This is a genomic window from Xanthomonas sp. WHRI 7065 (assembly GCF_040203115.2).
GTDB classification, from domain to species: Bacteria; Pseudomonadota; Gammaproteobacteria; order Xanthomonadales; family Xanthomonadaceae; genus Xanthomonas; species Xanthomonas arboricola.
Genome location: NZ_CP168194.1, coordinates 3,133,074 through 3,146,681, shown reverse-complemented (window position 1 = coordinate 3,146,681; position 13,608 = coordinate 3,133,074). Strand labels below are relative to the sequence as shown.

General features: G+C 57.5%; 11 protein-coding genes and 2 tRNA genes. 11 read left to right on the top strand and 2 right to left on the bottom strand.

What is annotated here, in order from left to right; translation table 11 throughout:
- Nucleotides 1-10 precede the first annotated feature (10 nt).
- The 3 genes from ABQY64_RS13160 (at nt 11) to ABQY64_RS13150 (ending at nt 4,340) form a co-directional block, all read left to right on the top strand.
- A complete protein-coding gene (locus ABQY64_RS13160; RefSeq protein WP_349780113.1) occupies nt 11-3,754 on the top strand; it encodes a PilC/PilY family type IV pilus protein in 3,744 nt (1,247 codons plus the stop codon).
- An 83-nt stretch (nt 3,755-3,837) separates the two neighbouring features.
- A complete protein-coding gene (locus ABQY64_RS13155) occupies nt 3,838-4,197 on the top strand; it encodes a type IV pilin protein (protein WP_047129687.1) in 360 nt (119 codons plus the stop codon).
- A 66-nt stretch (nt 4,198-4,263) separates the two neighbouring features.
- Nucleotides 4,264-4,340: transfer RNA gene (locus ABQY64_RS13150), tRNA-Asn, on the top strand.
- A gap of 51 nt (nt 4,341-4,391) precedes the next feature.
- Here ABQY64_RS13150 and ABQY64_RS13145 read toward each other — a convergent pair.
- Nucleotides 4,392-4,883, bottom strand: a complete 492-nt coding sequence (locus ABQY64_RS13145; RefSeq protein ID WP_349780115.1) for a Tfp pilus assembly protein FimT/FimU — start codon at nt 4,881-4,883, stop codon at nt 4,392-4,394.
- Nucleotides 4,884-5,074: 191 nt separating this feature from the next.
- Between ABQY64_RS13145 and uvrB the strand changes: the two genes are divergently transcribed.
- Nucleotides 5,075-7,096 carry an excinuclease ABC subunit UvrB gene (gene uvrB / locus ABQY64_RS13140; protein ID WP_039522165.1) on the top strand — a complete coding sequence of 674 codons (2,022 nt, stop codon included), beginning with the start codon at nt 5,075-5,077 and terminating at the stop codon, nt 7,094-7,096.
- Between the two features lie 104 nt (nt 7,097-7,200).
- A tRNA-Val gene (locus tag ABQY64_RS13135) sits at nt 7,201-7,275 on the top strand.
- On the opposite strand, the gene ABQY64_RS13130 is transcribed toward ABQY64_RS13135, so the two are convergent.
- Entirely contained in the window at nt 7,246-7,545 is a 300-nt protein-coding gene (locus ABQY64_RS13130; protein ID WP_349780116.1) for a hypothetical protein, read from the bottom strand. The genes ABQY64_RS13135 and ABQY64_RS13130 overlap by 30 nt on opposite strands.
- Before the next feature lie 261 nt (nt 7,546-7,806).
- Between ABQY64_RS13130 and ABQY64_RS13125 the strand changes: the two genes are divergently transcribed.
- The 6 genes from ABQY64_RS13125 to ABQY64_RS13100 all read left to right on the top strand — a co-directional run bounded on the left by ABQY64_RS13125 (nt 7,807) and on the right by ABQY64_RS13100 (nt 13,595).
- Nucleotides 7,807-8,049, top strand: a complete 243-nt coding sequence (locus ABQY64_RS13125; protein WP_104622871.1) for a hypothetical protein — start codon at nt 7,807-7,809, stop codon at nt 8,047-8,049.
- Nucleotides 8,050-8,084: 35 nt separating this feature from the next.
- Nucleotides 8,085-9,758, top strand: a complete 1,674-nt coding sequence (locus tag ABQY64_RS13120; protein WP_104600351.1) for a type IV secretory system conjugative DNA transfer family protein — start codon at nt 8,085-8,087, stop codon at nt 9,756-9,758.
- A 349-nt stretch (nt 9,759-10,107) separates the two neighbouring features.
- Nucleotides 10,108-10,518, top strand: coding sequence for a TcpQ domain-containing protein (locus tag ABQY64_RS13115; protein ID WP_016901077.1), 411 nt, complete (start codon nt 10,108-10,110; stop codon nt 10,516-10,518).
- Nucleotides 10,519-10,645: 127 nt separating this feature from the next.
- Nucleotides 10,646-11,665 (top strand): type IV secretion system protein, encoded by a 1,020-nt coding sequence (locus ABQY64_RS13110; RefSeq protein WP_349780117.1) that lies wholly within the window; start codon nt 10,646-10,648, stop codon nt 11,663-11,665.
- Nucleotides 11,662-12,429, top strand: coding sequence for a TrbG/VirB9 family P-type conjugative transfer protein (locus ABQY64_RS13105; RefSeq protein WP_104559472.1), 768 nt, complete (start codon nt 11,662-11,664; stop codon nt 12,427-12,429). Before ABQY64_RS13110 ends, ABQY64_RS13105 begins: the two co-directional genes overlap by 4 nt.
- Nucleotides 12,426-13,595 (top strand): TrbI/VirB10 family protein, encoded by a 1,170-nt coding sequence (locus ABQY64_RS13100; protein WP_047125105.1) that lies wholly within the window; start codon nt 12,426-12,428, stop codon nt 13,593-13,595. The genes ABQY64_RS13105 and ABQY64_RS13100 overlap by 4 nt, the downstream gene beginning before the upstream one ends.
- Nucleotides 13,596-13,608 lie beyond the last annotated feature (13 nt).

The window sequence follows — 13,608 nt, the reverse complement described above, 5'->3', positions numbered from 1 at the left end:
AGAGAAGCACATGACCTTGCATAAAAAGAAAGTAATTTTTGCTTCTGCCGCCGCCGCGGTTGGCCTGGCGTGCTTCGTCTACGCGCTAATCGCTGCGCAAGGTCAAGGCGTCCTTGCTCAGGCGCCAATGAATAATCAGGTGCAGACGCCGCCTGCATTCATCATGGCTGTCGACGATTCCGGGTCGATGACGTTTCAAACCCAATTTCCAGGGCAGGACGGCCAGGGCTGCTGGAGTACAGCGCAATATACGTTTTTCTCAAGCCCCGGAGTGCTTAATACGGAAGATACGAGAAGCGTTGGATGTGGTTACAACCACGTGCTTCCTGGCGTCCGTATCGATGAAAACCGATTGGGTGTTCCTCCGTTGGATAGTCTTGGTTTCGCGCGTTCGGCTGCCTACAATCCAACATATTATGATCCGACAGTCAAATACGAGCCGTGGATCAATAACGATGGCACTCCCTTTCCTCAGGCTGACCCGCTGAATACCCGTATTAATCCGCTGCAATCCGCGACCGTCGCGTTGGCATCGAACTACATGGGTGAGGATTTCAGTAGTAGCTTTCGAATTCAGAACAGGATGGTTCTGCCCCGAGGTACAAGTTACAGGCAGCGCTTTAGGGATAATAACAATAATCTCTATTTCGGAGCTGAGACAACGACGACAACTGATGTCACTTGGAATGGTGGTTCGCAGACACTGCTGATAAGGTTTTGGCCTGCAACCTTTTTTGTTCCTTATACGAGTAATAATGATGCTCGGCCAGTCCTTCCTGGCTCTGCCTCAGCGTATGACTCAGTGCCGCGCGAGCGTGTACGAGATGTGTGCGGAACGGGCTGCGACATGTGGAAATACACGATCGGCACAACCAATACCGTTGCCTTGCAAAACTTTGCAAATTGGTTTTCTTTCTATGGTAATCGCAATAGGGCAATTATTGCGGGCATGACTAGGTCGCTGGCTGACGTCAATAATATGCGGGTGGGATTCTTTCGCATTAATCAGCACACTAGCTATGATGCCATTACGGACAGGCTGCCAATGCGAAATATGGCAACGGCAAGTGAAAAGGCGGCGCTTTACAATTCGATCCTCGCATTGCCTGCGAGCGGGGGTACACCAAATCGCCAAGCGGTAAACGCCGCAGGGGTTCAATTCCAGCGCACAGATAGCGCTGCTCCAGTCCAATTGGCTTGCCAGAAAAATGCCGTAATGCTTTTTACTGATGGCTACAGTAACCAGGATGGGCCGCAGGTCAGTAATGCGCAAGGCGATGGTGGAATGGGAGTTCCATTCGCTGACGGTTACGATAATACTATGGGGGATATCGCTGCAAAGTACTATAATAATGTTAACGGCGGATCCCCTATTCGGCCGGACCTGGCCTCCGGTCTTGTGCCTGTGCCAAGCTCCTGCAGCACTGCAAACGCCAATGTAAGGTTGGATTGCCAGAAGAATCTGCACGTAAATTTTTACGGTATTACGCTGGGTGCGCGAGGGAATTTGTTCAATCCCGATGTGGTGCAGGATGCTTACACCACTCCGGCGATTTACCAAAATTGGCCGCCGCGTGAAAATGATGAAAGAAGCACCGTTGATGACATCTGGCACGCGGCAACCAATACTCGCGGTCAATACATAAACGCGAAGACTCCGGCGGAAATTACAGCTGCGATGCGGAGAGTTCTCTCTTCGGTGACATCCGGTTCGTCTCCCTCGGGAACGCTCGCGCAGAGCGGTGCGCGTATCGGTGCTGGCTCGTTCTCAGTGGTGCCCAACTACGAAATTGCCAATGAGGGCACCGATTGGTTTGGCCGTCTTACCGGCTATACCGTTTCTATCAATCCAGCGACTCGGGTCGCAGTGACCACGGCAGCGTGGGAGGCAAGTTCACGAATGCCCTCTGCCGCGGCACGCAATGTCTTGGTCAGCAAGGCAGGATCAGTTAGCGCCTTCAATGCGACTAATGTTTCTCTTGCAGATCTTTGTAACAAATCGACGTCGCTGTATCCCGGGATGTCACTGTGCACTGAGTCGGACCTTTCCGCACTGGGAGCGACCGCAGCTACCGCTACCGCGTACTTGCGTGGGGATGCGTCTGGGGAAGTCCGCAGCGGTGGTCGCTTACGTGATAGAACCACTGTGCTTGGCGATATCGTCAATTCGACGCCTGTCATCAGTTCTCCATTGGATGACTATGGCTATCGTGGTTTGGCGGGCACGCCTGGAAGTACTTATGGCGCTTACTTGGATTCCAAGAAGGCAAACAGAAATTATATGGTCTATGTTGGTGCCAACGACGGCATGTTGCATGGCTTCGATGGCGGCATGAGCGCAAATGGGGTAATGAATTCGAATGGCGGTGTAGAGCGATTCGCTTATATTCCATCAACTGCGCTCGGTCACATGGGTAATTTGCTACTTCCTTACGATCCAACCGATCAAAGTGACCAAGACTTTGACCATCGCTACTACGTGGATGGGCCGTTGACCGTATCGGATGCTTACTATGGTGGATCCTGGAAGACAGCTCTTGTAGGGACCGCAGGTGCGGGCGGACGTAGCATTTTTGCAATGGACGTCACGACGCCGACAAGTATTTCGGCAGGCAATCGTCTTTGGGAAATCAGCGATCTTGATAGCACGTTGCCTGCGGCAGTCCGTAACAACATAGGCTATGTGCTTGGTAAGCCGGTTATCGTTCCAGTTGCTAACGCATCCGGCGCTGTGACATGGAAAGCGATTTTTGGCAATGGCTATAACAGCGCCAGTGGAAAAGCCGTTCTTTTTGTCGTTGATATCAAGGCGGGCGCACCCACGATTACCATGATCGAAGCCGCAGAGAGTGGAGGAGGTGTCGCCGGAAGCAACGGTCTCGGCAACATCGTTGTTGTTGATCGCTGGGGCGGTGCCAGCCAAGCTGATCGGGTTCGTGATGGATATGCGGACACTGTTTACGCAGCCGATCAAAAAGGAGCCCTTTGGAAGTTTGACCTTCGTAGCACCGTGACATCTGTTTCCGTGCCGCTCTTTACAAGCCGTACTTCAACCGAGAACGGCTCTACCTATCGTCAGCCGATTACCGGCGGACTCGCTGCTACTGCTGGCGATAACGGCGGTGTCATGCTTTTCTTCGGAACCGGAAGCTTCTCATTCGTAAATGATCCATTCGATACTGCTATCCAGTCGTTGTATGGGATCAATGACGTTTCCGCTGGAGCAATCACGAGTGCGTTGACGCGCACCAACCTGCAGGCCAATACGATCTCCAGTTCTGGTGGTACGCGGAGTCTGGTGTTGGGAGCAAGCCCGGCAGGTGGGCGTGGCTGGTATGTCGATCTGCCAGCCGGCGAGCGTATGGTGGGAAATCCAAGCGTCGCATCGGGTATTGTTTTTATTCCGACCTATGTCCCCAATCCAAACAGCGTGGGATGTGCTGCCCAGGGTAGCAATTGGCTATTTGGGTTGAATACTAGGACGGGTGGGGCCGCACTGGATGTGGCGCGCCGTAATTCGCCTACAGGTGCATCGTTTGCTTCGGGAACTGCCGCGACTTCGTTGACAACGCAAGGAACTACTCCGGTGAAGGACGTCGGCATATCAGCTATTCCGCGGTTGACTCCAGCAGAGTCTGGCGGAGCGCCCCCGCCTGGGGGGAGCTCCTGCTGGATGGTGATAAGCGTTGCAGGTGCCGACCCGATGTATGTTCCCTATCCATGCGGACGTCAGTCCTGGAGGCAGGTGCAATGAGATCTTCTTGGGCCAGAGAAACCGGCGCCCGTGGCAGGGGCGCATCACTGTTGATTTCCCACGGTTTCACGCTGATCGAGCTGATGATTGTCGTCGCGGTTGTGGCGATTCTTGCTGCGATTGCCTACCCGAACTACTCGGAGTACGTGCGTAAGTCTCGCCGTGCGCAGGCCAAGGCAGATCTTGTCGAGTATGCGCAGCTGGCCGAGCGCTATCACACTGTGCAGAATACGTACGTGGGCTTCACGCTACCCAAGGCTTTTTCGCCTCGGGAGGGCGGGACAGTCGCCTACAACCTGCCGTCTCCACAGGTGACTCAGTCGACCTTTGTGATTACTGCGACCCCGACCAATGTCCAGTCAGCCGACAAGTGCGGAACTTTGAGTATTGACCAGGCTAGTCGCAAGACCAACTCCAAGGGGGCCTTGTCGGACTGCTGGTGAGAGCGTGAGTTCGGGGACGTTGATGACTGTTGCAATGCCCCAAAATCTTGCTACAATGCCGACCCCGCCCGAATAGCTCAGCCGGTTAGAGCACTTGACTGTTAATCAGGGGGTCGTTGGTTCGAGTCCAACTTCGGGCGCCAAGTTGTTGAAGAGGCCGCGACTAGTCGCGGCCTCTTTGTTTTTGCTGTAGCTCATCCTGCAGGGCAGGCGGTTGGTTGCCTGTAGCGGACAGACCGCGTTCGCCCTGAGTTGTTGACGATGACATCTGCCAGGCGGTGCGCACGCGTGCAGAGGCTGATCGTGATGTTGGTGCCGCTGTTGCGGCCGTTCGGAAGAAATCGCACAAGCGATCGGCCGATCGTTCCAGTAACGCTGATGCCTTCGCTCGCAGCATACTGCTCGACCCGCAGGATCGAACCGGCGTCCGAAGGCTGCCCATTACGCGTTGGGTCTTTGAAAAGAATCCACCCCTGGCCCCAGTCGCTGTCACGTCGGCAGGTGGCGCCGTCGACGGATGGACAGACGCTAACCGGTAGGCGATGCGTGACGGCCAGGCTCCTGGCCATCGCCAAATGCGCGGTGAGCAGATGAACCCGTGCCTGTGCGCGCTGCCACTCGATCAGACCTTTGAAGCTGGGCAGGCCGATGGCCGCCATGATCCCGATGATCGCCATCACGATCATCAGCTGTACTGCCGTGTACCCTTTTGTGCACGAACGAGTCACTGCTCTCACCGTCCTGCTCCTCGGCTCGGAGCAAGCAGTCTCTACGGCGTCCAATGCTCAGGTAAGGTCGGCTCTCACGGGATGGAGTGTCAGACTTTTACCGAAAGTGGCCTCCGCCATTCGTGCAGTCCTCCCCCGAGACCCGCTCCATGACCGACCGTTTCCAGCTCGTATCTCCTTACTCCCCCGCCGGCGATCAGCCCGCCGCCATCGACAAGTTGGTGGCCAGCTTCGAGGCCGGTCTGGCCAAACAGACCTTGTTGGGCGTGACCGGCTCCGGCAAGACCTACACCATCGCCAATGTGATCCAGCAGGTGCAGAAGCCGACCCTGGTGATGGCGCCGAACAAGACGCTGGCGGCGCAGCTGTACGGTGAGTTCAAGTCGTTCTTTCCGCACAACGCGGTGGAGTACTTCGTCAGCTACTACGACTACTACCAGCCCGAGGCCTATGTGCCGTCGTCGGACACCTTCATCGAGAAGGACAGTTCGATCAACGAACACATCGAGCAGATGCGTTTGTCGGCGACCAAGACCTTGCTGTCGCGTCGTGATTCGCTGGTGGTGGCCACGGTGTCGGCGATCTACGGCCTGGGCGCGCCGGAAGACTATCTGTCACTGCGCTTGATCCTGTCGGTGGGCGAGCACATCGATCAACGTCAGTTGATCCGCCATCTCACCGATCTGCAGTACACCCGCAACGAATTCGAGCTGACCCGCGGCGCGTTCCGTGTGCGCGGCGAAGTGCTGGACGTCTTCCCGGCCGAATCCGACACCGAGGCGTTGCGGATCGAGTTGTTCGATGGCGACATCGAGCGGCTGACGCTGTTTGATCCGTTGACCGGTGAAACGCTGCGCAAGCTTCAGCGCTACACCGTGTACCCCAAGACGCATTACGCGACCACGCGCGAGCGTACGTTGAGCGCGGTGGACACGATCAAGGACGAACTGAAGGAACGGTTGGAGCAGCTGTATTCGCAGAACAAGCTGGTCGAAGCGCAGCGCCTGGCGCAGCGCACCCAGTTCGATCTGGAAATGATGGCCGAGGTCGGCTTCTGCAACGGTATCGAAAACTACTCGCGGCATCTCACCGGCAAGGCGCCCGGCGAGCCGCCGCCGACGCTGTTCGACTACCTGCCGCCGGACGCCCTGCTGGTCATTGATGAGTCGCATGTGACCATTCCGCAGATCGGCGCGATGTACAAGGGCGACCGCTCGCGCAAGGAGACGCTGGTGGAGTTCGGTTTCCGTCTGCCGTCGGCACTGGACAACCGGCCGCTGCGTTTCGAGGAATGGGAGGCGCGTTCGCCGCGCAGCATCTATGTGTCGGCCACCCCAGGCCCTTATGAGCTGCGCGAGTCCGCCGGCGAGATCACCGAGCTGGTGGTGCGCCCGACCGGCCTGATCGATCCGGTGGTCGAGATTCGTCCGGTCGGAACGCAGGTGGACGACCTGATGTCCGAAATCCACGAGCGCATCAAGCTCGGTGACCGCGTGTTGGTGACGACGCTGACCAAGCGCATGTCCGAGAACCTCACCGAGTACCTCGGCGAGCACGGTATCCGCGTGCGCTATCTGCATTCGGATATCGACACGGTGGAGCGCGTGGAGATCATTCGCGACCTGCGTCTGGGAAAGTTCGACGTGCTGGTCGGCATCAATCTGTTGCGCGAAGGCCTGGATATGCCGGAAGTGTCGCTGGTGGCGATCCTGGATGCGGACAAGGAAGGCTTCCTGCGTTCGACCGGCTCGCTGATTCAGACCATCGGCCGCGCAGCGCGTAATCTGCGCGGCAAGGCCATTCTGTATGCCGACAAGATCACGCGTTCGATGCAGGCCGCGATCGACGAGACTGACCGCCGCCGCGAGAAGCAGGTCGAGTACAACCTAGAGCATGGCATCACGCCCAAATCGGTGGCGCGTCCGATCTCCGACATCATGGAAGGTGCGCGCGAGGATGCCGCCGAGAAGAAGGCAGGCAAGGGGCGCTCGAAGTCGCGTCAGGTGGCGGAGGAAATGCCCGATTACCGCGCGATGGGGCCTGCCCAGATCGCCGGCAAGCTCAAGAGCCTGGAGCAGCAGATGTACCAGCACGCCAAGGACCTGGAGTTCGAGGCGGCCGCGCAGATTCGCGACCAGATCCAAAAACTGAAAGCTGCCAGCCTGGCGTAGGGCAGGGCGACAGCCCGAAGGTTCGAGCGCAGGGAGGGCTTGTGGTGATCCAAACCCTGCGCTAGAATGCGCGCCCTGCACAGCGCAATGCTGATGCAGGAAACGGGCGGTTAGCTCAGCGGTAGAGCACTACCTTGACATGGTAGGGGTCACAGGTTCGAACCCTGTACCGCCCACCACTCCAAGTCCAGACGGCACGGCGACTTGAGTGGTTTCAACATCGGCAGCGACTGCTGCCGCAGATCCCAAAGCGATTTACGCAGCAGCTCCTGCAGCTTCCGCGTGTTCTGTATTTCGTCTTCGACACTCGCTTTCACTTCCTTCTGTGCATCGCCCTGGCGTGTTGGACGAATTTTGTGCAGCGGCCGGGCATTGCCGGCGGCGGAGCGGTGGCCTAGCAAGCCGGGCGCTCTTTCGCTCCTGAGTAATAGGTCCTGGCGCCAGGCCAAGCTTCCGCTCCGCGTGTCATTTCGTCGCAGCGCTGGTCACCCATCCTCCACGAAGCGGCAGGTAGTTCTTTTTAACGCAAGGCACGTGCGTGACTCTGAAAGCACTTCAAGCGCTCACTGAATTCCACCGGCGGTGACGCATCCCGATCGTCGCCTCGCGTCGAATGCGCGCGCGGTTGTGCCGGCTTGGCCGAAACCGCTTTCTCCATCACACGTCTTGCTTTAGCATCGCCTCCGCGCTGACGAAAAGGAAGGCTGGCGATGGACGAGTATCAGCACACGGTGCTGACCAGGGGCGGGTACCGTATCGTGGCAATCACCCGCGAAGACACCTACGCGCCCGACGCCGTGGTGGCCTATGCCGTGGTGACGGATGCCGGAACCCGGATCACGCCGGATCTTTCCCTGGATCAGGCCAGAGTCTGGATCGATTCGCTCGTCGAGAGCGAGAGTGGTGGACGCAAGTCGGATCTGGTCGATCACAAACCCGTCGTCCGTCGCTGAGTGCCGTTGAGAAGTAAGCCAAGGAGTAGGGGCGCGTGTCCAAAGCCAAAATAATTGCAATCGCCACCGTGGTGACATTGCTTGTTGGATATTTCCTGTCCGGATATCTGACGCTTCTGTTGTTGCGGCTCGATACCGGGCTGTACGCGTGGGATACCTACTACCGCTACGTCAAGGCGCTGGGCCTGCCGGAAGTGGCGCCTTACGCAACCAAGATCAAGATGTCCGGCATTCTCGGCTTTGGCCTGCCCGGGATCATCTGGGCCATCACGGTCGTGCTCCTGGTCAAGCCGAAGGCGCGGGCGCTGCATGGCGACGCGCGCTTTGCCGGAGCGGCAGACCTTTCCAAGCACGGTTTGTTCAAGCCGAGCGGCAACGGCATCGTGGTGGGCAAGTTCAACGGCAAGCTTGTACGGCTGAGCGGGCAACAGTTCGTGATCCTCGCCGCGCCAACGCGCTCCGGCAAGGGCGTCGGCGTGGTCATTCCCAACCTGCTGGAGTACCAGGAATCGGTAGTGGTCCTGGACATCAAGCAGGAGAACTTCGACCTCACCAGTGGCTGGCGCGCCAGTCAGGGGCATGAGGTGTTCCTCTTCAATCCCTTCGCCGAAGACCGTCGTACGCATCGCTGGAATCCGCTGACCTACGTGTCCAGTGACCCCGCCTTCCGCGTGTCGGATCTGATGAGCATTGCCGCGATGCTGTATCCGGACGGGTCGGATGACCAGAAGTTCTGGGTCAGCCAGGCGCGTAATGCCTTCATGGCGTTCGCCCTGTATCTGTTCGAAAACCAGGACGAAGAGTTGTCGCTCGGCTTCCCGGGCGGGGCAGGGGCTCCCACGCTTGGCGGCATCTATCGCCTCTCGTCCGGGGATGGCACAGACCTCAAGAAGTACCTCAAGTCGCTGTCCGAGCGTAGGTTCCTCAGCAGCAATGCGCGCTCGGCATTTGCCAACATGCTGTCACAGGCCGATGAGACTTTTGCGTCCATCATGGGCACCCTGAAAGAGCCGCTCAACGCATGGATCAATCCGGTCCTGGATGCGGCAACCAGCGCGGACGACTTCCTGCTCACCGACTTGCGCAAGAAGAAGATGACGATCTATATCGGCATCCAGCCCAACAAGCTGGCCGAAAGCCGGCTCATCATCAACTTGCTCTTCAGCCAGATCATCAACCTCAATACCCGCGAGCTTCCGAAGTCCAATCCGGAGCTCAAGTACCAATGCCTGCTGTTGATGGACGAATTCACCTCGATCGGCAAAGTGGACATCATCGCCACCGCGGTAGCCTATATGGCGGGTTACAACCTTCGCCTGCTGCCGATCATTCAGAGCATGGCGCAGCTGGACGCCACCTACGGCAAGGATCTGTCGCGCACCATCATCACCAACCATGCGCTGCAGATCCTGTACGCGCCGCGCGAGCAGCAGGATGCGAACGACTACTCCGAGATGTTGGGCTACACCACCATCAAGAAGAAGAACGTCACCCGAGGCAGGGAAACCACCCGGAGTATTTCCGAGGAGCGGCGTGCGCTCATGTTGCCGCAGGAGCTGAAGGCGATGGGCAACGAGAAGGAGGTCTTCCTGTACGAAGGCATCCCGCATCCGGTGAAATGCGACAAGATCCGCTACTACGAAGACCGCTATTTCACCGCGCGCTTGCTGCCCAAGACAGACGTGAAAACGCTTTCCATCAGGTTGTGACGGTTGTCGCACAACGGCTGCGAAGGGGCGCCGGTAATTCTTGACTCACGTGTTCGTTAAGGGCAAAGTTACCCAGAATTCGCGCAGTGTTGATTTTTTGTTAAGAGGGGCGGCGCCGGACGGGGTCGTACAGGAGTAAGGCTATGGATGGTTCTTCGGCGTATTCATTTTTACCGGATGTGCGAATGCATCGCGCTGACTGGCCTGTTCGGGCTGGTTCGGGCGGCCACGCACACTCGATCGAGTCATCAAAGGCAGATCCCCTCCGTCACCCGAAGGTGAGCGGAGCTGTTGTGCTGTCCGTCTTAAGCCCGAAATCTCATGAGTTGGAGAAGTCAGAGTGAATCCGATGTCTGTGTCCAAGCTGTCGCTGGTCTTGGTGGTCGCTGCGTTGGTCGGTGCCTGCGCGACCAAGCCTGCTCCCGATTTTGGTGGACGTTGGAAGCACGTCAATCACTTTGACGAAGCACCTACCGAAATTCCGCTCTACACCTCTTATACGTATCAGGCCACGCCGATGGACGGCACGTTGAAGACGATGCTGGAACGGTGGGCCACGGATTCCAACATGCAGCTGTCCTACAACCTGCCTTCGGACTACACCCTGATCGCCCCGGTTTCCAATATCAGCACCACCAGCGTGCAGCAAGCCGCCACCGAGCTGAGCGCGGTTTACGCGGCGCAGGGCGTGTCGGTATCGGTCTCCGCCAACAAGTTGCTGGTACAGCCGGTGCCGGTGTCGTCTGGAGCCAAGCTCTAAGAGCTGAACTGCTGATCCGATGCTCCCAGCATTCGGGTCGGTGAGCCAGCTCAAGCCTCCCATGTGTCCGCGCACGTCGCGGCAATAGTTTCAGGGCTGACAAGGCCCTACGGTGACGGATCTAGACATGTTGCGTAAGAAGGTCAGTGAAAAGGACGGATCTGCCCAAGTGGGTGCGGCCGTCCAGAAAGCGGTGAACTACGAGGTCAGCATCGCCGATCTCGCACGCCGCAGCGAAAAGCGTGCATGGATGGTAGCGACCGTTTCCATGATCATTACCGTTATGACGGCCGGCGGCTATTACTACATGCTGCCGCTGAAAGAGAAGGTGCCGTACCTGGTGATGGCGGACGCCTACTCGGGAACCAGCACGATCGCAAAACTCGAGGCGAATTTTGGTGGACGTGCAGTTAGTACGAGCGAGGCGCTAGCGCGTAGCAATATTGCCCGGTTCATTATTGCCCGTGAATCATTCGATCTCTCAATCATCGGTCAGCGCGACTGGAATACTGTATCGGCAATGGGTGCCACGAATGTTGTGAATGAATATCGGGCGCTGCACTCCGCGAACAATCCGTTGCGGCCCTTGAATACGTACGGAAAGCTGCGTGCCATTCGCATCAACATTCTGAGTATTACGTTGATTGGCGGAAAAGGACAGCCCTACAAAGGGGCGACCGTACGTTTTCAACGGACTGTGTACGACAAGAATTCGACGGTCTCTACGCTGCTTGACAACAAGATCGCGACAATGGGCTTTGTCTACCAAGATAATCTGGAGATGAGTGACAGCCTGCGAGTCGAAAATCCTCTAGGCTTCCGAGTAACTGATTACCGGGTAGACAACGACTACTCCTCGTTGCCAGCTGCTCCTGCCGGTGGGGCCTTGATCAACCCGCAGCCTCAGTCAGCGGCACAGCAGGTTGGTACTGGCATGATCGATCCTGGCGCGGCAAACGCCTCTGGTGCAGTTCAGCAGGGGGGCGTCCCGTTGCAGCAGGGAGCACTTCCGCAGGGTGGCATGCCTCAACAGCAGATGCAGCCCGCCTTTCCCGATCAAATGCAGCCAGCAGCTCAGCCTGCGGCGCAGCCCGCGATTCAACCCCAGGGGATGCAGAACAATGTCAATGGAGCGAGTGGTCGATGAAACTTTTTAATCGGTACAGCGCTGCGTTATTTTCAGCACTGCCACTTGCAATATGCGCTTTCTCGGTTGCCGCTCAAGTGGTTCAGGAGTATGAGTATGCTCCGGACCGCATCTACCAGGTGCGCACCGGTCTTGGCATTACCACTCAGGTCGAGCTAAGCCCGAACGAAAAGATCCTGGATTACAGCACAGGCTTTACTGGTGGTTGGGAACTGACGCGGCGCGAGAATGTTTTTTATCTCAAGCCCAAGAATGTTGACGTCGATACGAACATGATGATTCGTACGGCAACGCATTCCTACATTCTTGAGCTCAAGGTGGTTGCAACGGACTGGCAGCGCCTCGAGCAGGCGAAGCAGGCTGGCGTTCAATATAAGGTCGTGTTCACCTATCCGAAGGACACAAGCTTCAACAATGTCGAAGACGCGGATACGTCGAAGAAAGGCCCGTTGTTGAATGCCAAGATTTTGAAAGATCGGCGTTATTACTACGACTACGACTATGCGACACGTGCCAAGAAGTCCTGGCTTATTCCAAGCCGCGTCTATGACGATGGCAAGTTCACCTATATCAATATGGATTTGACGCGGTTTCCGACCGGGAATTTCCCGGCAGTTTTTGCCCGCGAAAAGGAACACGCGGAGGATTTTCTCGTCAATACCACGGTGGAGGGCAACACCCTGATCGTGCACGGGACTTACCCTTTCCTGGTGGTTCGCCATGGCGATAACGTCGTCGGTCTGCGAAGGAACAAGCAAAAGTGAACTCGAATATTCCAAACAGCCCTGATGAGCGCTCCCCGAACAATGGCGGGGAAGAGCTGCGCAACGGTGAGTACAACGAGCGCAACAATCCTTACTTTGCGCGTCAGCAGGCAGGTGCCGAACCGGACCTTGACGCCAATGAACCAGTGTTGCGTTCCAGCGACATCAAGCGTCTGAATCGCAAGGCGCTGGTGTTTCTGGCTGCCATTGCCGCGTTGTTGATTCTCGTCATCTTCTGGCTGGCGACACAAAGTGGAGAGGATTCTCCCCCGCCCAAACAGCGTACGGAGACGGTGGTTGCGCCAGCGTTGCCGCAGAACATGACTGCGCCGGTGGAGGAGGCGCCAGTTCCACTCGCCCAGCAACCTAGCTTGCCGCCCCTGCCGCCAATGCCGACTGATGACAGCGAAGAGGGCAGCTCAGCGCCGGAGCGTCAGCGCGGCCCGACCTTGCTGGAGCGCCGTATCCTTGCCGAATCTGCCGCAAACGGCGCCGGCATGCCTGGGCAAACGGCCGCTCAGCCCGCACCTGGCCAAGAAGAAAGTCCTGTTACGCTGGCTAAGCCGATCAGCAACCCGGATGGCTTGTTGGTACGTGGCACCTACATCCGTTGCATCCTGGAGACCCGGATCATTTCCGACTTCGGTGGCTACACCTCGTGCATCGTTACCGAGCCGGTGTATTCGATCAATGGTCACAACCTGCTATTGCCAAAGGGTTCGAAGATGCTCGGCCAGTACGGCGCCGGAGAGCCGACGACCAGGCGCCTGCAGGTCGTGTGGGATCGCGTCACCACGCCGACCGGGCTGGATGTCACGCTGGTCGGCCCTGGTATCGACACGCTCGGCAGCGCCGGCCATCCGGGTGATTACAGCGCGCATTGGGGTAACAAGATTGCATCGGCGCTGTTCATCAGCTTGTTGAGCGATGCATTCAAGTATGCAGCTGCTGAATATGGCCCAGAAACGACCACAATCGGTGTTGGCAGCGGAATCGTCACTCAGCAGCCCTTCGAGAGTAATACTGCTCGCAGCATGCAGCAGCTCGCCGAGCAGGCTGTGGAAAAGTCTGGGCGTCGTCCGGCAACCTTGACGATCAATCAGGGCACCGTGTTGAACGTTTATGTTGCCAAGGACGTCGATTTCTCGGCAGTCCTGCCGAAGTGAATGAAAAGCCTGC

What these genes read in the sequence shown, in the direction of transcription:
- ABQY64_RS13160 (WP_349780113.1), top strand. Translation starts at nt 11, where the DNA reads ATGACCTTGCATAAAAAGAAAGTAATTTTTGCTTCTGCCGCCGCCGCG.
- ABQY64_RS13155 (WP_047129687.1), top strand. Translation starts at nt 3,838, where the DNA reads ATGATTGTCGTCGCGGTTGTGGCGATTCTTGCTGCGATTGCCTACCCG.
- ABQY64_RS13145 (WP_349780115.1), bottom strand. Translation starts at nt 4,883, where the DNA reads ATGATCGTGATGGCGATCATCGGGATCATGGCGGCCATCGGCCTGCCC.
- uvrB (WP_039522165.1), top strand. Translation starts at nt 5,075, where the DNA reads ATGACCGACCGTTTCCAGCTCGTATCTCCTTACTCCCCCGCCGGCGAT.
- ABQY64_RS13125 (WP_104622871.1), top strand. Translation starts at nt 7,807, where the DNA reads ATGGACGAGTATCAGCACACGGTGCTGACCAGGGGCGGGTACCGTATC.
- ABQY64_RS13115 (WP_016901077.1), top strand. Translation starts at nt 10,108, where the DNA reads ATGTCTGTGTCCAAGCTGTCGCTGGTCTTGGTGGTCGCTGCGTTGGTC.
- ABQY64_RS13110 (WP_349780117.1), top strand. Translation starts at nt 10,646, where the DNA reads ATGTTGCGTAAGAAGGTCAGTGAAAAGGACGGATCTGCCCAAGTGGGT.
- ABQY64_RS13105 (WP_104559472.1), top strand. Translation starts at nt 11,662, where the DNA reads ATGAAACTTTTTAATCGGTACAGCGCTGCGTTATTTTCAGCACTGCCA.